Here is a 16,244-nt window from a genome sequence, read left to right as displayed (position 1 = left end):
TGGGCGGCATCGGCCGCCAATGGACGGCAGGGCAGCTCCGGCAGGAACCGCACAGCCGTGCATGTGGTCGACATTTCCGCGCTTTATTCGCCCGATGGGGGCGGTATCCGCACCTATACCCATCGCAAGCTGGAGGTGGCGGAACGTCATGGCGTGCGGCTGACCGTGGTGGTGCCCGGTGCCGAGGACGGCGTGCGGGAGGTGGGCAAGGCCCGGCTGATCAGCATCAAGAGCCCGCGCTTCCCGCTTGACCGCAATTATTTCTATTTCGCCAGCGACCGCATCATCCACGCCGCGCTGGATGAATATCAGCCGGATTTCATCGAATGCTCCTCGCCCTGGGGCAGTGCGGCGGCGGTGGCGGACTGGCCGGGCGCCGCGCCGCGCAGCCTGTTCATGCATGCCGAACCGCTGTCGGCCTGGGTTTATCGCTATCTGGATGGCTTCCTGCCGCGCCAGGCCATCGATCGCGGCTTTGACTGGTTCTGGCGCTATCTGCGCCGGCTCGACGCGCGTTATGATCAGGTGATCTCGGCGGCGCCCAGCCTGTCGAAGCGGCTGCGCGATGGCGGCCTGACCCATGTGGTGGACAATGCGCTGGGCGTTGATCCCGGCGTGTTTTCCCCGGCCAACCGCGACGAGGGCTTGCGCGCGCGGCTGCTGGCACAATGTTCGCTGCCGCCCGAGGCGACCCTGCTGGTGGGCGTGGGCCGGCACAGCCCGGAAAAACAATGGCCGATGGTGATCGCCGGGGTGACGGCGGCCAGCTATGGCCGGCCGATGGGTCTGATCATCCTGGGCGATGGCCATGGCCGCGCCAGCGTCGTGCGCGCCGTGGGCGAAAACCCGCATATCCAGCTGATCGCGCCGGTACGCGACCGGGCGGAGTTTGCCCGCATCCTCGCCAGTGCCGACATGATGGTGCACGGCGCCCCGGCCGAAACCTTTGGCATCGCCTGCGCCGAGGCGCGGGCCAGCGGGCTGCCGCTGATCGTGCCGGATCAGGGTGCGGCCTATGACCAGCTGGAACCGGGCATGGGCCTTGCCTTCACGTCGCTTGATGCCGCCAGCCTGGCCGGCGTGATTGCCGAGGCGATCCCGCAACTGCCGGCCATGCGCGCCCGCGCCATTGCGGCCGCGCCCGGTGCACGCACCATCGATGCGCATTTCGAGGCGCTGTTCGCCGGCTATGCCGAGGTGCTGGCCAGCCGCCAGGCCGCTTAGAAAAACGCCTGCAACCCGGTCTGCGCGCGGCCGAGGATCAGGGCGTGCACATCGTGCGTGCCCTCATAGGTGTTGACCGCTTCCAGGTTCATCACATGGCGGATCACGCCATATTCATCGGAAATGCCGTTGCCGCCGTGCATGTCGCGCGCCTCGCGGGCGATGGCGAGCGCCTTGCCGCAATTGTTGCGCTTCAACAGCGAAATGGCTTCCGGCGCGAGCGCGTGCGCGTCCATCAGCTTGCCGCCAGCCAGCGCCGCGCACAGGCCCAGGGTGATTTCGGTCTGCATGTCGGCCAGCTTCTTCTGCACCAGCTGGGTGGCGGCCAGCGGCCGGCCAAACTGCTTGCGGTCCAGCGTATATTGCCGGGCGGCGTGCCAGCAGAACTCCGCCGCGCCCATCGCGCCCCAGGCGATGCCATAGCGCGCGTTGTTGAGGCAGCCGAACGGGCCGGCGAGGCCTTCGACGCCCTTCAGGATACGTTCCTCGGGCAAGTGCACATCGGCCAGCACGATCTCCCCGGTCACGCCGGCACGCAGCGAGAACTTGCCTTCGATCTTGGGCGTCGAGAAGCCGGCATCGCCGCGCTCCACGATGAAGCCGCGGATCTTGTCATCCTCGCACTTGGCCCAGACGACGGCGACATCGGCCAGCGGCGAATTGGTTATCCACATCTTGGCGCCGGTGAGCAGCCAGCCGCCCTGCACCTTCCTGGCGCGGGTCTTCATCCCGGCCGGGTCCGAGCCGGCATCGGGCTCGGTCAGGCCGAAGCAGCCGATCAGCTCGCCACTGGCCAGGCCAGGCAGATAGCGTTCGCGCTGTGCTTCGGAGCCGTAGGCATAGATGGGATACATCACCAGCGACGACTGCACGCTCATTGCCGAGCGATAGGCCGAATCCACCCGCTCCACCTCGCGCGCGATCAGGCCGTAGGCGACATAGGACGCACCGGCGCAGCCATAGCCCTTGATGGTGGGGCCCAGCAGGCCGGCGGCGCCGAACTTCTTCATCAGCTGGGGATCGAACGTCTCGTGCCGGTTGGCCAGCTTCACCGCCGGCATCAGCTCCGCATCGCAAAAGGCGCGCGCCGCATCGCGGATCATCACCTCTTCCTCGGTCAGCTGGCTGGCCAGCAGCAGCGGGTCTTCCCAATCGAACTTCGGCCATTTCGGCGCGAAATGCTGGTTATCTGCGGCGGCAGCAGTGGCCATGGTGAAACTCCCTTTTGGCCTGTCTTAAGCCGGCAAATGCGCCGCGCCAAGGCTTGCCAGCCGCGCCAAACGGGTTCAGCAAGGCATTATGAAGCTCGCATCCCTGAAATCCGGCCGGGATGGCCGGTTGGTCGTCGTTTCCGAAGATCTGGCCTGGTGCGCCGCACCGCCGCCCATGTATCCCACATTGCAATCGGTGCTGGACGATTGGGACCGGGCTGCCCCGGTGCTCGAAGGGGTGGCGCTGTCCCTCTCCCACGATGCCGTGCCGCACGCGCGCTTCCATGAACGGGACGCGGCGGCCCCCCTGCCCCGCGCCTACCAATGGGCCGATGGCAGCGCCTATGTGAACCATGTCGAGCTGGTGCGCCGAGCGCGCGGCGCCGAACTGCCGGCCAGCTTCTGGCATGATCCGCTGATGTATCAGGGCGGCAGCGACGAATTCCTGTCGCCGCGCTGCGCCATTCCGTTCCACGATCCGGCCTGGGGCCTGGATCTGGAGGCCGAGGTGGTGGTGGTGACCGGCGACGTGCGCCAGGGTGCCAGCCGTGAAGAGGCGCTCGCCGCCATCCGGCTGGTCGGCCTCGTCAACGATGTCTCGCTGCGCGGGCTGATCCCCGATGAACTGGCCAAGGGCTTCGGCTTCGTGCAGTCCAAGCCGGCCTCGGCCCTGTCGCCCGTGCTGGTGACGCCCGAAGCCCTGGGTGCGCGCTGGCAGGATGGCAAGCTGATCGGCACGCTCAGCATCGATCTGAATGGCCAGCCGTTCGGCCGGGTGGAAACCCACATCGACATGACGTTCGATTTCGGCACGCTGATCGCCCATTTGGCGAAGACCCGCAACATCGGCGCCGGCAGCATCATCGGATCGGGCACGGTATCAAACCGCGATGCCGACGGCGGCCCCGGCCGGCCGGTGGCCCTTGGCGGCCGTGGTTATGCCTGCATCGCCGAACAGCGCATGGTCGAAACCATCCGCGATGGCGCGCCCAAGACCGGCTGGCTCAGCCCCGGCGACGTGGTGCGCATCGAGATGCTGGACGAAAAACACCACAGCATCTTCGGCGCCATCGAACAGACGGTGGCCTGACGTACGACACAGCGATGGGGGAAAATGGTGGACGCGGCAGGGATTGAACCTGCGACCCCTGCGATGTCAACACAAAAAGAAGGGCATTTGCGTGTTATATTTCAATGGCTTAGCCTATTCTTGGCCACGAAACACACCATAATCATATCAAGAACATAGCAAAACATGCCGCTTCCTCACCGGAGTTTCACCGGAACGTACGGGCTACCCATCCCTATCGTGCATGGCCGGGTTTGGCCGTTGATATGGACATGCCAAGCACCAAGCATGCAGCTCAGCAAGCGTCATGACTTTGGTGCGCTCGAGGTACACGCCAATCCGGTGCGCAAGGCTGCTGGCATTGATCACGCTGATCCGTTTGGCCTTCATTGGATCCGTAAGGTCAAAATAACCTTCGGCTGAGGTCGCCCGCCGCAAAGGGCCATAGCCAACGATTGGGGTGAACCTCCCATTGGGTGACTGCCGGCGCCGCTCCTCTTCCACGGCCTTCGGGTCATCGGATTTCGTCAGCCCATCAAAGCGCTCGAGGCTGAGGGTGATCACCGCAGGATAAATGCTCTCCCCGGTCAGCTGGCCGCGATGCGCACGGCCTATGGTGGACAGGATGTTCGATAGTCCCCTTGGCCAAGCGTATGTCAGAAGCCGAGCGGCCTTTTCCGTCGACAGCGACATCTGGATCATCTCCACGGCGATTGCCACCTGGAAGACACTGATCAGATCAAAGCGCGCCTTGCGCCCTGTTCCGACCCGCTGCGCATCGGGAACACCTAGGCGCGCGAGCAGTTTCAACCGCGAGGTGAGCGCGGCCTGATCCTCTTCTGGCACATCATTGATAGCGATCAGCAGCTGTTCTAGCTCTTTCGAGCCGATGGCCACTTCAGACAAAGATTGATCCATAACTTTTCTCTTGCATGCCAAGCCGGATGTGTCTAGAGGAGTTTAAGGTTCGGATTAATCCTTAGCTTTTGGAGAGTGAAGTGACAGTGGAAGAGCGACTCAAGACCATCGCTTCGATCGACAGGAAGCTTCTGTCTGCTGCGCAAAGTGGCCGCCGGCTGTCGCTTACACCCGGAGAGGTCGAAGTGATGATCGACCTGAACATTCATGCCCTCGTTTCGGGCGCCAGGAACGAGGCCCTGCAGGAGCATAACAAATGTCGAGAAGAAAATCGCAAGGCATCTACCAGCGCGGCCCGTATTGGCTCGACCTCGACCGGCGGGGCGACGGGACCGCGCGCAGCCCTAACTATTATATCTTCTGGTATGACCCAGGGCGCGGACGCACAGTCAGCGCTTCAACGGGCACGGCGGATGTCGCAGCCGCGCAGCAAGCGCTAGACGTCTATTACCTCAGAGAAACCGGTGGCCGGCCAATCTGCCCTTCCTGTGGTCAGCCCTTGCCGGAAAGCCACGGCAAGCTCGTCCTGGATGCAATCGCCGACTATTTGACGGTGGTCGCGCCAGATCGTGTGTCTGAAGAGGCGATACGGGCCCGACTGGCGCATGTGGTTCATTACATCGAAGGGATGGCAAACCCATCTGTTCCCTGCAGCGCCATCAACGAACATTGGATCGATCAGTTTCGAAAGGTGACGTGCACCCCTGAATTGGTCCCATTTTTGGGTAGAGTCCGTTTCTCGAGGAGACGGACGCATGAAGCGGAGCAGGTTTTCGGACGAGCAGATCATTGGGATCGTGAAGGAGCAGGAGGCGGGCATGGCGACTGCCGAGGTCTGCCGGCGGCACGGGATCAGTTCGGCGACGTTCTACAAATGGAAGGCCAAGTACGGTGGCCTGGAGGTGTCCGAGGCCAAGCGGCTTCGGTCGCTGGAGGATGAGAACGCCAAGCTGAAGAAGCTGCTGGCGGAGGCGATGCTGGATATCGCCGTGTTGAAAGACATCAGCTCAAAAAAATGGTGACGCCCGACGCGAAGCGGAATGCGGTCGCCCATGCCCGGGAGACGTTCGGGCTGAGCGAGCGGCGGGCGTGTCGTCTGATCGGTGTCGCGAGGCGGGTGGTTCGATATGAACCGACCCGTCCCGATGATGCTGGCTTGCGCACCAGGTTGCGTGAGCTGGCTGGCGAACGGCGGCGGTTCGGCTATCGGCGCCTGGGGTATCTGCTGGCGCGCGAAGGGCATGCGCCGAACCACAAGAAGCTCCTGCGGATCTACCGGGAAGAAGGGTTGAAGGTGCGCCGCCGTGGCGGCCGCAAGCGGGCGTTGGGCACCAGGGCACCTATGACGATGCCGCAGGGGCCGAACCAGCGCTGGTCACTCGACTTCGTCAGTGATGCGTTCGCCTGCGGCCGGCGCTTCCGCATCCTGTGCGTGGTCGACGACTTCACGCGTGAGTGCCTGGCGCTGGTGGCCGACACGTCGCTGTCCGGTGCAAGGGTGGCGCGGGAGTTGGACAGCTTGGCGGCCGTCCGCGGCAAGCCGCTGACGGTGGTCAGCGACAATGGCACCGAACTGACCTCGACCTCCATCCTGCGCTGGTCACAGGAGCGGCAGGTGGAATGGCACTACATCATGCCGGGCAAGCCGACGCAGAACGCCTTCGTGGAGAGCTTCAATGGCCGGCTGCGCGACGAATGCCTGAACGAGACCCTGTTCACATCGCTGGCGCACGCCAGATCGATCCTCGCGGCCTGGAAGCACGACTACAACACCGTCAGGCCGCACTCGAAACTGGGCGGATGCGCCCCTGCCGAGATCGCCGGCCAACGGGGTTGGGGGCATGCCCCCAACCCCGTTGCCATCACATCAACCATCAGCCATCAAAGCACAGGACTCTACTTCTGATCGGTACCAATCAGGGGTGCACGTCACACTGTATCGCGGCACGCGGCTGAACTGGTCGGACGCATTGAGCAGGCGACTCGCGCAAATCGCTACCGCGCCGAGGCTTGGCTCTGACCGAGCTGACCTGAGTTTACGCATATAGCCCTCACTGTGCCCAAGCCAATGTTCGCTAAACTCGCTCTCATTGTCCGTAATCTTCTTTTCCTTTAGCAAATCGAAAATCTCCAAAATAAGTTGTTTTTTCATCGTTTGTTTCATCCTGTGATAAATAGACATGCGACATAGAGAGACTGATAGGCTCTCTGTATTTATCACAAGTGAGGTTAAGGTTGGCGCGCCGATTGCATTGCGCTGCGAAGTCCGTTCTGATGTGTGACGGTAAGCAAATCGAGGGTCTCACTACTCGTCTTCATCGCACTACCCATCTCACGATGGATGCCTGAAACGACAGCCCAATGGCTCGTAGCGTTTGCGATGTCGTAACGGTTGAGTCCTCAGTAATGAGTTACCTATCAAGATACCCCATTAAGACTCAAAGTGAGTGGGAAAAACATTAAACCCACAAGAGAGCTGCCCATAGCCGCGATATGAGCTGGCAGCATCTGCGTCTGACGGCGTGTAAAAGGTGATCGCAAAACCTACCTCTTCTCAGCTTCGCACTGAGTTTCGTCCATATCGCTCAAGGCATACCTCATTGAACGCCTGTTCTGTCATTGCCCGAAGGGGCAATGGCTTTGCTCCCTATTGAATGCCCACCCCGAACCGATAATCAGCAGGAAAATCATTTAGTCTTTCAAATCGTAAATCCATCGCTGCTGCGTATGTGAGAGAAGCGTAGCGAAGCGAACATAGCAGCAAGCGAATGTGGAACAGCGACGCTGGGACACATGATATTCATCTCAAATGAAAAGCCATACCCACTCGATGTCGCGATATAAACAAATACATAGAAGTTTACGAAAACAAGATAGGTATTTGAAAACCAAGATATTGAACTATCTACCTTTTCGGTAGGACCATCGCACTGATTAATTTATATGTCTGCCATCACTTTTCTTTATGAAAGGCAGACAGATGGCGAAGGCAAAGGTGCTCAGCAAGGACGAGATCAAGCGCGTTATGCGTATCGCTGAAACGGGCAGCAACGGCATGCGGGATAGGGTGGCGCTGGCGCTGAGCATCATGGCGGGGATGCGTGTCGGAGAGATTGCTGCATTGACGATCGGCGATGTGCGCGGGCTTGATGGCAAGGCTGTCGAGGTCATCAATCTCAGCAAGCATCAGACGAAGGGCAATCGCTCGCGGCGCGTTTTTGTGAGCGACGAACTCAGGAAGCTCTTGAACGCATACCTGGCAACGCTTGCGAAGCTCGATGACAGTAAGGCATTCATTCGCAGCACACGCACTGGTGGGCATTTCAGCAATGTCAGTCTGAGCCTGCGCTTCAAGGCGATCTATGAAGCAGCTGGCATCAGGACGAGCTCGCACTCAGGACGCAGGACGTTCGCAACGCGCTTGAATGCTGCTGGCATCGGAATGCGAACGATTCAGACTGCGCTGGGCCATTCATCGATCCAGACGACGGCACTCTACTGCGACGTAACCGACGATCAGATTAAGAGCGCCGTGAATGCGCTTTAAGTCGGCCATTCGTTATTCACGAAAACAACCCCGCCTCTTCAGCGCTACTGCATACTCTTTACGGCATCACCAAACTGTCCATTCTCATTCAAATCGCACTTCTCGCTAGAAGCGGCGCTGTTTATTGCCTTAAATGTTGATATATAATCATCTTTAGTTGCAATTTTTGACAGTCTAACCTTGAGTTGGAATAGGTCTTGATTTCTCTCTTCGCGCTCCTTCGCTGCGAATGTTTCGAGATTTTCTTCTCGGAGGTTCGCATTGATGAAATACCACTTTGCAATCGACAAAAACGCCATGTCATAAGCAGGGCCTTGCGCTTCTTTCCTGGCCAATTCGCGCGCATCATCTAAAGTGATACCCGCCAAGCTGAGAGCCTCAGGCGGCCAAGCAAATTCCTTAACGGCGTCAAAATTTTCGTTATTAAAAACAGATCCTGCCCTTAATACATTAAACAGCATACCGCACCTTAAGGCAGATTTTGACTTTTGTAGATAAGCTTCATTCATGGGCTTGCTCGTATCGGCAAGTTCTAGAAGCTTATTATCTTCTTCTTTTATTGCACTTTCCTCAGAGGATGTCGCCAGTGACGGGCCCTCTTCATTTTCCGCAACGTCCTCATTGCTTTTATTAGAACCGCATCCCCCCAACAATAAAGCCCCTGCAGTCAGAGCAACGAGAAATTCACGGTTCATACTACTCCCCCAACACTTACAAACTTGAATTCTTGCGACTCGTCATCGCTCCGACAATGAACATCGCTAGCGCAGACAGTCAATCCTTTGCGACGACGGTGTCGTAAAGCCCATAATGCGTTAGCCCCTTGTGGCTCTCGATCCCTGTGTAGCGCAAGGATGCGTCTTCATATCGACGGAATGCGAACACCGCCTGATTCATCTTCTCCGTGTTGAACACCTTCAACCGCACAAGCAGATGAAAATCACCGACAGATAGGCCCGTCACCGACTGAAACAGGTCAGGCTCAAGCTTCGTGATCACGTCTTGAAGCGTGTTCTCTCTGAAGTCCGTGAGATACATGAACGCTGGAATGCGCGTCGCGAACTTGATCAGCTTTTCCTGAACAAGCTTCCTCTTCGATTTGTATTCCTTTTCCTCTTCGGTCAGCTCCTTCTTTTCCTTCGGAGACAGACCCTCTCGCTTCTCCTTTCCCTTGAGCTCCTTCACCTTCTCATTCTTGTTGATGATGGTCTCAATGATATTGTCCCCAAGCGCCCGCCAGCCCTCGATGCGTTCGACAGCTGCCATTGCTTCTGGATTGTCGAGAACACGGCGCAACGTGTCGTTATCGACGTTCACCAGCAGAGCTGACTCCCACTTGCGCGCAAGCAGCGTCCCCGATGTGCCAGCCATAGCGATATCGAGAATGCCGCCAGCATCGATCTGGGTCATGTTTGCCCCATCGTAGGCAAGCACGGGCAGGAACGACACCAGCTCTCTCACGGCGTTCTCAGGATTGGTCTCTCCAGGTGACAGGCCGATGCCATAGTCAGACAGCTGCCTCAGCGCCCGTGTCGGTGCAAAGTCGAACACGAAGCACACGGGCTTGATGATCTCTTCCTCGTTGGGATTGTCGCCATGAGGGTTCTTGATCGACCAGGGCGATTGCACGCGGAATGCGGCTTGGAAGTATGTCTCTGGCGATTTCAGATTGCGCAGCATCAAGATCGATGACCACTGCGGGATCGTGACCCCTGTTGTCAGCTTCCCGCATGAGAGCGTGATGGTTTTGGTGTCGAAGCCATTGCCGATCGCCCGACGCACAGGCGGAACCGCATCGAGGCCAATTCCCGCCTGCGAGCCAGCGGCCAGAATGACCGTGTAGCCATGCCAGAAGACGTTGTGCCGCTCTGCCAGCAAGTTCGCCATTGCATGACAGGCCGCAACGTTGGGCAGGAACCAGAACGAATGCTGGAGATAGGGCAGCAGGCGCGCGTCTGAATATGGAAATGGCGGTCGCGTTCCCGACCTCAAGCTATCCACCGTCTGCGGAACATAGGCCCCGCGAATGATCTCAAGCCACTTTTGCACGTCGCTCTTGTGCGTGAAGGTCGCGTTCTTGCCCGTGCCTTTCGCGGCGAAAAACTCGTTCAGGTCGAACTCGTCGAACTCGCCAGCGCTGGCGATTGCCAACAGCTCGTCGGGCATCTGATAGGTGAGCAGGCGCATCTGAGGCAGCGCAGCGTATGGGTTGCGCTTGTCGGGATGTTCGGCCGCAAACTCGGCTTTGGCTCTCTGCTCGTCGGTGTAGGTCCAGTTGAAGATTTGCTCTTCGATAAACTCGCCCGTTGCCAGCGCTTTGAACGGTGTGCCCGACAGGTAGAGATAGGCGCGAGTGGTGATGGGCAGAAAGATCGCTTCGTTGGCCGATATCTCGCTGAGATCGTCATTCACCTCGTCCAGGCCAGCATCATATTCCAGCTTCGCTTCGCGCTTGGCGTCGTCCTCCCCTTCAAACAGCTCTTTCGCTGTGTCGCGCCAAGCCCCGAAATGATACTCATCGAACACGACCAGATCCCAGTTGATCGTGTGCAGCCACTCGTTGCGGGGCTTGATCGCGCCTGTGGTTTTGTCTCGCCCCAGCAGGTCTTGGAACGAGCCAAAATAGACAACAGGCTTGCTGGGATCAATCTGGGTTGGGTCGCTATCAGACTTGCGTGAGAGATACTGCCAGCCTTCAAAATCCACGTGCGACTCAAGGTCCGTCTGCCAGGCATCTTCCACAGCGGGCTTGAAGGTGACGACAAGGACGCGCTTGGCGCCCAGCTTTTTGGCAAGCTGATAGCTGGTGAAGGTCTTCCCAAAACGCATCTTTGCGTTCCACAGGAAACGCGGCACCGCCTTCGCATCCTCTCGCCAGATGGACGTGAAATAGGCGTAGGTCTTCTCAACAGCGTCAGCTTGCTCGCGTCGCGGTGGGAACGTCTCACTGCGGTTTTCTGAAAGCTTTTGGCCCGTTCGGAGCTCGGTCAGAACGGTTCGAATATCGGCAACCGAACAGCGCATCCATTCGAGCTGCGGGTTCTCAAAACCTTTTTTTTTGAGCGTGGCCCTTACAGCGTGATCGGTAATCACCGAGCCATCATCGCGCGCGGCAGGCTCATCCAGTTCAATCTTGAACGCGATGGCGGCAGTCTTGACCTGCTCTGCAATGCGCTGCTTCACGTCGCGGGTCGTCTGCCCAATCTTGAGCAGCCCTTGATGCGAACTGCTCTGGATTGAGTAAGCGTAGATGCGGGGAGACGCTTCTGGCTTTGGAGGGAGAATCTCTTCGATGGGTCTAGGCATCGGCACTGTCCATTGGACGGATCATCTGTTCGATGTAAGAAGCTTCCTCCATCGTGATACCATACTTCGCATATAGAATTTGATCGGTCCAATTTTGGTCCCACGATTGCTGAGGAACCCACGAATAGGTTGATCGTAATGCGTGCTGGGTAATTTTTCGCAGCGAAACTAAGAATCGAAACAGCCTCGTCCGATAATAAGTTTCAAAACTTTTTACGGCATTTTCTGACTGGAAAGGCCCTGCTACAAGATAGGTTTGAGTGCAGACGGAATTTGGACCCGCAATAATCGGTGGCCCCAAAACCATTGCGGGAATTGCTCCACGCTCACCATATGCTTCAGGAAGGAGCAACTTCCAACCTGAGATAAGATGGCGATTTTTCTTAACAAAATTATCGTTAACCCATGCCTTGGTGCGCTTTCCCTTTATCGTCATGTAGAGCGGCAGGCAGTTTTCTGCTTCTTTTTGATGGTAATGGGCGAAGTTTGTGGCAAGACCGAATGGGGTATCTCCACTGATAATTTCTGACAGCGAAGATTCCTTTTTTTCGAGGACCTTGTTCAAAATCGACAAAGCTCGCGTGTCTCTGACAAACACGTCATGATCATCAAGCTTGCGCTCGATTGCTGGCAGTTGCTCCTCGCCTTGAAAAAGTGTGTATCGACAAGGTCCCGAATTATCACGATCCCACAGGAAGTATCCAACCCCACCCTCAAAATCTACGCCAGGAAAGGCCGTGCTCATTTTAGTATAATCTACAAATTCCCGAATATGTCCGTCGCTAAACATCCTCTGCCGAAACGGCCCCATGTCTCTGCCCCCAGCAAGCCATCTTGAGGGAATGACCATCACGAGAAAGCGAGGTTCCAAATCAATCGCTTGTTCCACAAACAAATGATAAATCGATGAGTCATTAGTTCCGCCACCGCCACCCTTTAACTGATATGGCGGATTTCCTATGATTACATCAAATTGCATATTGTCTCCGAACAACTCGGCTATGCGAGCCCTAATGTTGTCAGTGTGAATGAACGCATAGGCGTGTGTTTCCAGCTCTTCGCCACGATCAAGCACACGCCTAGGCGACCCACAAAACTTGCATTTTTCCCCGTCCCAAGTGTGCTCCATCCGTTCAAACCAGATATTGCCGCTCTCATTCTCGAACTTGGTCGAGACGGAATGCAGCCCGTTTGCAAATTTCGAGCAATACAGGCTGCGGCGGGCCAGCAGACTGGTCAGACGCGTGATGGCGATACCAAAAACTTGCTTGGTCAGAATATGATCGACGCGCTCCTGAAGGTCGGGGATTTCAGCTTCGAGCCCCTTGATTAGCCGAGTGGCGATCTCGCGCAAAAAGATACCCGACTTGGTGAACGGGTCGAGAAAGCGAACCGAGCTGTCCGACCATATGTCAGCACCATCATGACGCTCAGCCCACGCCTGGGCCAGTGTGTCGAGCATGCGATTGGCAAACTCTGGGGGCGTAAAAACTTCATCGTTCGACAGATTGGCAATGCAGGTCAGCACATCGGGGTTGCGCCCGCGCAGGGCAAAACTCGCCAGTTCGCTCATGCTCTTCCCTTATGCCATGCCAGCGAGATCACGAATGGTCGCGGGTGGATAGGACGAGGTTGGGGTGAATATCTCGTGCTTGCCCAAATGGGCGAACAAGGAATCTTCGGCGGCGAAGCTGGACATGCCTGTCAGCACATCCAAACGGAAATCGCGACGCTGAAACTTGCCTTTGCCAAGATAGCCCCACTCCACCACGTTGATCGGTTGCCCCTTCGCATCCTTCATCGTCATAGCGTCGCCGTTGATGAGATTGAGCGTCAACACAAAGCTTGCTGCCCGATAGAGATCATCAGTCTCGCCGATACCAAGATAATCTGCAAACACTCCAAGCATGTTGGCGCGGCATTCGTCGATATTATCGGTCAGAAGCTCGATGCCATAGCAGCACATCAAACCGAGCAGTGCATAATGCCTCTTGTCGAACTCGGATTTGCCAAACTTCAGCTCAACCGCTGCCAGCTTGCGCTGCAAGATGGGCACGAGGAAGTTGCCGCTACCGCACGCTGGTTCGAGAAAGCGCGAGTCAATCCGTTCGGTTTCACCCTTCACCAGATCGAGCATCTTCTCGACCAACCAGTGCGGTGTGAACACCTCTCCGTGATCGGCAACGCGCCTTTTTGATTTGATTAGGGACATACGCAGGGGACGTTATCGATGGGAACGGAGCATGTCCAATGTGGCATGAAGATACCGTTTTAACAATGATTTAGGCCGACATGAAGTCCATAAAGTCGCGCAGAACAGCCTCACTCGGACGACAGCGCGCAAGCTGCTCAGTCGTGACGCCAACGATGCGCTCTGCCTCAGGTGACAGTGGCACCAATGGCCTGGCCCACTCATCAAACTCGTCGTCCTCGTCCCAGCGATTGACGGCGTAGAAGTGGATGATCTCGCCTGTGTCGGACGTCAGCCCAGATGTCTCAAAGCGGACGAGCAGTTCGCGCTTGATCCCTCGTGCGCCCAGCTTCACGGCTTCGAGACCGCCAATCATGTAGAGATCGAACAGACTTTGATGGAGCTCGCTCGTCATCGCGTCAGCCCCTGTGCCGCGACGCGCAATCGCTTGTCATCGTCCATCCCACCATATGTCTGCTGACGCAGCGCGCGCTTGTCTGTCATGGGCGCTGGCCGTTGCCGCAACGCTTGCTGAATCCCCTGCTGCACCCCTGAGAGCTCCTGTGCGCGGTCCTTAGCGCCAGTTTCGGGGTTCGGGGTGTCATCACTGCGATCAGGCTTCGCAGGCTGCTTGTGGGGCTTTGAAGGGGCTGGGCTGGGAGCAGGCGCTTTGCGGGGACGACACTGGCGACGCAGCGTTTCATTCCTGTTCGCCAGCAGATCGATGAAGCTATGCGCCGTGTCGAGAAAAAGCTTGGCATCCTTCTTGATGACCTTGCTGTCTGCCTGTTCCGCATCCTTCAAAACGACAGCAATCCACCGCTTCAGCTCTTCCCTCATCTCCATGATAAATCACTCCTATCTGAGTGTATTTATCATCTATGCAAATGCGTTCTTTCAAATTAATTTATGTACTGCTTTGACCTGACGCGACAGTTTTTACTTCATTGGTTGCAGATGATAAACCAGATACATTAATAAATTGGACAGCAGGCACCTCGTTGGCAAAACAATTTGCATATTGGGGGTCAATGACACTTTTGAATGATGCGTGATCTGCTTCTATGGCGCTTAGCAAATTAGTTCTGTCATTTTCATCGATTTTTGAGGCACCTTCCCGTCCACCAGTAAGATGCGCAATTTGCTTGTTCATGCGGTTTCGTATGTCAGAGGGCAATTGAACAGTCGCATTTGCAACAAATAAGCCAGATTGAGTGAAGTCTGATGCCACCACGTCATCCTGTTTAGGATTACACTGGTAGAAGTCCAGCAAGGCACGCGCATGGATGCAGAATGCTTCCATCAAGGCGTTTGCAGTACAGGCATGCTGCTCACTGCTGCTTCTGTTAGCTAAAGCAGAAGGTAGTGCTCGGTATATTGCTCGCAGCATGTTGATTTCGTAAACATAATGCTCAGATAAATAAGCAGCAGGGTCGGCGAGTGTATGCATGTTCGCTACAGTGCCTAAAACAGCATTCTCAGTAAAGTGGCTAGGAAAAGGCTCCTTCACTTTCACATCGCAGCGAGTTTCTCGGCCAGCTTGAACGGCACCAGATGGGTGTAGCGCAGCAACATGCGCGGATCACGGTGGCCGCTGATCAAGGCAACCTCAGGCATGCTCAAGCCCATCTCAAAGAAGCGCGAAATGGCTTCGTGCCTCAGATCGTGGAAGTGAACGTCGCTCAGGTCGAGCTTGTCCACCATCCTGCGCCAGCACATTTTCAGCGCATCTGAGGTCACGCTGAACACACGGCCCTGACGCCTATCCATGCTGCTCAAGAGCTGAACGGCCGTTCTGGTGAGTGGCACTGTCCTTGCGTGGCCGTTCTTGGTTTTGGGCAAATGCGCCGTGTGCCGCTTGAGGTCCACATGCTTCCATTCCAGGGCAAGAAGCTCGCCACGACGCATGGCTGTTTCCAGCGCAAACCTGACCACCAAAATCACATCGTCACGGCCAAGCTCAGTTAGGTGTAAAACAATCCTCTCGATCTCATGGTCGCTGACACGACGGCTCCGAGCGTTGCGAATGCGGGGGAGCTTCACCTTGTCCACCACATTCTCCCCCAGATCATAGCCCCACTCATTCTTGGCGATGGTGAGGGCGTGCTTGATCAAATGGATTTCACGGCAAACAGTGGCGGCCTGCGCTTCCTTCAATCGCTCGTCGCGATAGCTCGCGATAGCATTGGGGGTGAGGTCAAAAAGCGTCAGGTCACACACGGGAGCCCGAAGCAACTTGTTGATTCGATATGCTTCGCTCTCGTGACTCAGCTTGTTGGGCGTCACGCTGGATTGGTAGCGTGTGAGCAGCTCACGCAGGGTGATTTTGCGGGGGTTCAAAAGCAATCGCTTCCCACGCTGGGAGACGCGCTTCCTGTCCTCATCCCTCGCCCACTGCTCAGCTTGGGAGCGTGTCGGGAACGTTCTGCTGATCGGCTCAAAGCCCTTGCGACGAATCTGGACGCAGTAGCCGTGCTTTCGCTTTGAGATTGTGGCCAAATTTCAAGCCCATCGTGATGCTGTTGTGATTTTCAGCATCGGAAACAATGGTGTGACAGGCTCACTGACACCGTCTCTCACATCGTCACGAGCAACTTAGAACACTGTTTTCACAGCGTTTTCTGTCGTGGTGACAATATGTAAGATAATGGTGGACGCGGCAGGGATTGAACCTGCGACCCCTGCGATGTCAACACAGTGCTCTACCACTGAGCTACGCGTCCACGGGAGAGCGCCTGTTAGTGGCAGTTGCCGGGCTTGGCAAGCCTGATTCCAGCC

General features: G+C 57.0%; 15 protein-coding genes and 1 tRNA gene. 4 read left to right on the top strand and 12 right to left on the bottom strand.

Translation table 11 applies throughout. The features are described 5' to 3' along the window. Positions 1-63 precede the first annotated feature (63 nt). Positions 64-1,224 carry a glycosyltransferase gene (locus tag AC6BOR_RS12660; protein ID WP_498058748.1) on the top strand — a complete coding sequence of 387 codons (1,161 nt, stop codon included), beginning with the start codon at positions 64-66 and terminating at the stop codon, positions 1,222-1,224. Here AC6BOR_RS12660 and AC6BOR_RS12655 read toward each other — a convergent pair. Next, positions 1,221-2,435, bottom strand: a complete 1,215-nt coding sequence (locus AC6BOR_RS12655; RefSeq protein WP_498058747.1) for an acyl-CoA dehydrogenase — start codon at positions 2,433-2,435, stop codon at positions 1,221-1,223. The genes AC6BOR_RS12660 and AC6BOR_RS12655 overlap by 4 nt on opposite strands. An 88-nt stretch (positions 2,436-2,523) precedes the next feature. On the opposite strand from AC6BOR_RS12655, the gene AC6BOR_RS12650 reads away from it, so the two are divergent. Next, on the top strand, positions 2,524-3,525 hold the full coding sequence (locus tag AC6BOR_RS12650) for a fumarylacetoacetate hydrolase family protein (RefSeq protein WP_498058746.1): 1,002 nt from the start codon (positions 2,524-2,526) through the stop codon (positions 3,523-3,525). 204 nt (positions 3,526-3,729) lie between these two features. On the opposite strand, the gene AC6BOR_RS12645 is transcribed toward AC6BOR_RS12650, so the two are convergent. Then, positions 3,730-4,422 carry a hypothetical protein gene (locus tag AC6BOR_RS12645; RefSeq protein ID WP_094473505.1) on the bottom strand — a complete coding sequence of 231 codons (693 nt, stop codon included), beginning with the start codon at positions 4,420-4,422 and terminating at the stop codon, positions 3,730-3,732. Positions 4,423-5,177: 755 nt separating this feature from the next. Between AC6BOR_RS12645 and AC6BOR_RS12640 the strand changes: the two genes are divergently transcribed. After that, a protein-coding gene (locus AC6BOR_RS12640; protein WP_498058251.1) for an IS3 family transposase occupies positions 5,178-6,328 on the top strand; the annotation gives its coding sequence in 2 pieces (ribosomal slippage) (positions 5,178-5,430 and positions 5,430-6,328; 1,152 coding nt in all). Here AC6BOR_RS12640 and AC6BOR_RS12635 read toward each other — a convergent pair. After that, positions 6,290-6,574, bottom strand: a complete 285-nt coding sequence (locus AC6BOR_RS12635) for a DUF6626 family protein (protein WP_498060660.1) — start codon at positions 6,572-6,574, stop codon at positions 6,290-6,292. The genes AC6BOR_RS12640 and AC6BOR_RS12635 overlap by 39 nt on opposite strands. Positions 6,575-7,402: 828 nt before the next feature. On the opposite strand from AC6BOR_RS12635, the gene AC6BOR_RS12630 reads away from it, so the two are divergent. Next, the gene (locus AC6BOR_RS12630) at positions 7,403-7,969 is read left to right on the top strand and encodes a tyrosine-type recombinase/integrase (protein ID WP_498058745.1); all 567 of its coding nucleotides are present in this window, start codon (positions 7,403-7,405) and stop codon (positions 7,967-7,969) included. Between the two features lie 44 nt (positions 7,970-8,013). Here the strand turns inward: AC6BOR_RS12630 and AC6BOR_RS12625 are convergent, their stop codons facing one another. The 9 genes from AC6BOR_RS12625 to AC6BOR_RS12585 all read right to left on the bottom strand — a co-directional run bounded on the left by AC6BOR_RS12625 (position 8,014) and on the right by AC6BOR_RS12585 (position 16,189). Beyond that, positions 8,014-8,664 carry a hypothetical protein gene (locus AC6BOR_RS12625; protein WP_498058744.1) on the bottom strand — a complete coding sequence of 217 codons (651 nt, stop codon included), beginning with the start codon at positions 8,662-8,664 and terminating at the stop codon, positions 8,014-8,016. Between the two features lie 79 nt (positions 8,665-8,743). Next, positions 8,744-11,275 carry a GIY-YIG nuclease family protein gene (locus tag AC6BOR_RS12620; RefSeq protein ID WP_498058743.1) on the bottom strand — a complete coding sequence of 844 codons (2,532 nt, stop codon included), beginning with the start codon at positions 11,273-11,275 and terminating at the stop codon, positions 8,744-8,746. Continuing rightward, positions 11,268-12,848, bottom strand: a complete 1,581-nt coding sequence (locus AC6BOR_RS12615) for an Eco57I restriction-modification methylase domain-containing protein (protein WP_498058742.1) — start codon at positions 12,846-12,848, stop codon at positions 11,268-11,270. The genes AC6BOR_RS12620 and AC6BOR_RS12615 overlap by 8 nt, the downstream gene beginning before the upstream one ends. A 9-nt stretch (positions 12,849-12,857) precedes the next feature. After that, positions 12,858-13,424, bottom strand: a complete 567-nt coding sequence (locus tag AC6BOR_RS12610; RefSeq protein WP_498058741.1) for an SAM-dependent DNA methyltransferase — start codon at positions 13,422-13,424, stop codon at positions 12,858-12,860. A gap of 133 nt (positions 13,425-13,557) precedes the next feature. Continuing rightward, positions 13,558-13,881: a 3'-5' exonuclease family protein gene (locus AC6BOR_RS12605; RefSeq protein ID WP_498058740.1), complete on the bottom strand. Its 324-nt coding sequence runs from the start codon at positions 13,879-13,881 to the stop codon at positions 13,558-13,560. Continuing rightward, positions 13,878-14,312, bottom strand: a complete 435-nt coding sequence (locus AC6BOR_RS12600) for a hypothetical protein (RefSeq protein WP_498058739.1) — start codon at positions 14,310-14,312, stop codon at positions 13,878-13,880. The genes AC6BOR_RS12605 and AC6BOR_RS12600 overlap by 4 nt, the downstream gene beginning before the upstream one ends. Positions 14,313-14,373: 61 nt before the next feature. Next, entirely contained in the window at positions 14,374-14,976 is a 603-nt protein-coding gene (locus tag AC6BOR_RS12595) for a hypothetical protein (RefSeq protein WP_498058738.1), read from the bottom strand. Positions 14,977-14,978: 2 nt separating this feature from the next. Next, positions 14,979-15,965 carry a site-specific integrase gene (locus AC6BOR_RS12590; RefSeq protein ID WP_498058737.1) on the bottom strand — a complete coding sequence of 329 codons (987 nt, stop codon included), beginning with the start codon at positions 15,963-15,965 and terminating at the stop codon, positions 14,979-14,981. A 149-nt stretch (positions 15,966-16,114) separates the two neighbouring features. Continuing rightward, positions 16,115-16,189, bottom strand: a tRNA-Val gene (locus tag AC6BOR_RS12585). Between the last annotated feature and the right edge of the window lie 55 nt (positions 16,190-16,244).

This window comes from Sandarakinorhabdus sp. FBCC-B8862 (genome assembly GCF_059745315.1).
The sequence above is the reverse complement of the archived record's forward strand: the minus strand, read 5'-3'. Positions and strand labels throughout refer to the sequence as shown.

Bases quoted from the DNA above. Each gene is read 5' to 3' on its own strand.
- AC6BOR_RS12655 (WP_498058747.1), bottom strand. From the start codon at position 2,435: ATGGCCACTGCTGCCGCCGCAGATAACCAGCATTTCGCGCCGAAATGG.
- AC6BOR_RS12650 (WP_498058746.1), top strand. From the start codon at position 2,524: ATGAAGCTCGCATCCCTGAAATCCGGCCGGGATGGCCGGTTGGTCGTC.
- AC6BOR_RS12645 (WP_094473505.1), bottom strand. From the start codon at position 4,422: ATGGATCAATCTTTGTCTGAAGTGGCCATCGGCTCGAAAGAGCTAGAA.
- AC6BOR_RS12635 (WP_498060660.1), bottom strand. From the start codon at position 6,574: ATGAAAAAACAACTTATTTTGGAGATTTTCGATTTGCTAAAGGAAAAG.
- AC6BOR_RS12630 (WP_498058745.1), top strand. From the start codon at position 7,403: ATGGCGAAGGCAAAGGTGCTCAGCAAGGACGAGATCAAGCGCGTTATG.
- AC6BOR_RS12625 (WP_498058744.1), bottom strand. From the start codon at position 8,664: ATGAACCGTGAATTTCTCGTTGCTCTGACTGCAGGGGCTTTATTGTTG.
- AC6BOR_RS12620 (WP_498058743.1), bottom strand. From the start codon at position 11,275: ATGCCTAGACCCATCGAAGAGATTCTCCCTCCAAAGCCAGAAGCGTCT.
- AC6BOR_RS12615 (WP_498058742.1), bottom strand. From the start codon at position 12,848: ATGAGCGAACTGGCGAGTTTTGCCCTGCGCGGGCGCAACCCCGATGTG.
- AC6BOR_RS12605 (WP_498058740.1), bottom strand. From the start codon at position 13,881: ATGACGAGCGAGCTCCATCAAAGTCTGTTCGATCTCTACATGATTGGC.
- AC6BOR_RS12600 (WP_498058739.1), bottom strand. From the start codon at position 14,312: ATGGAGATGAGGGAAGAGCTGAAGCGGTGGATTGCTGTCGTTTTGAAG.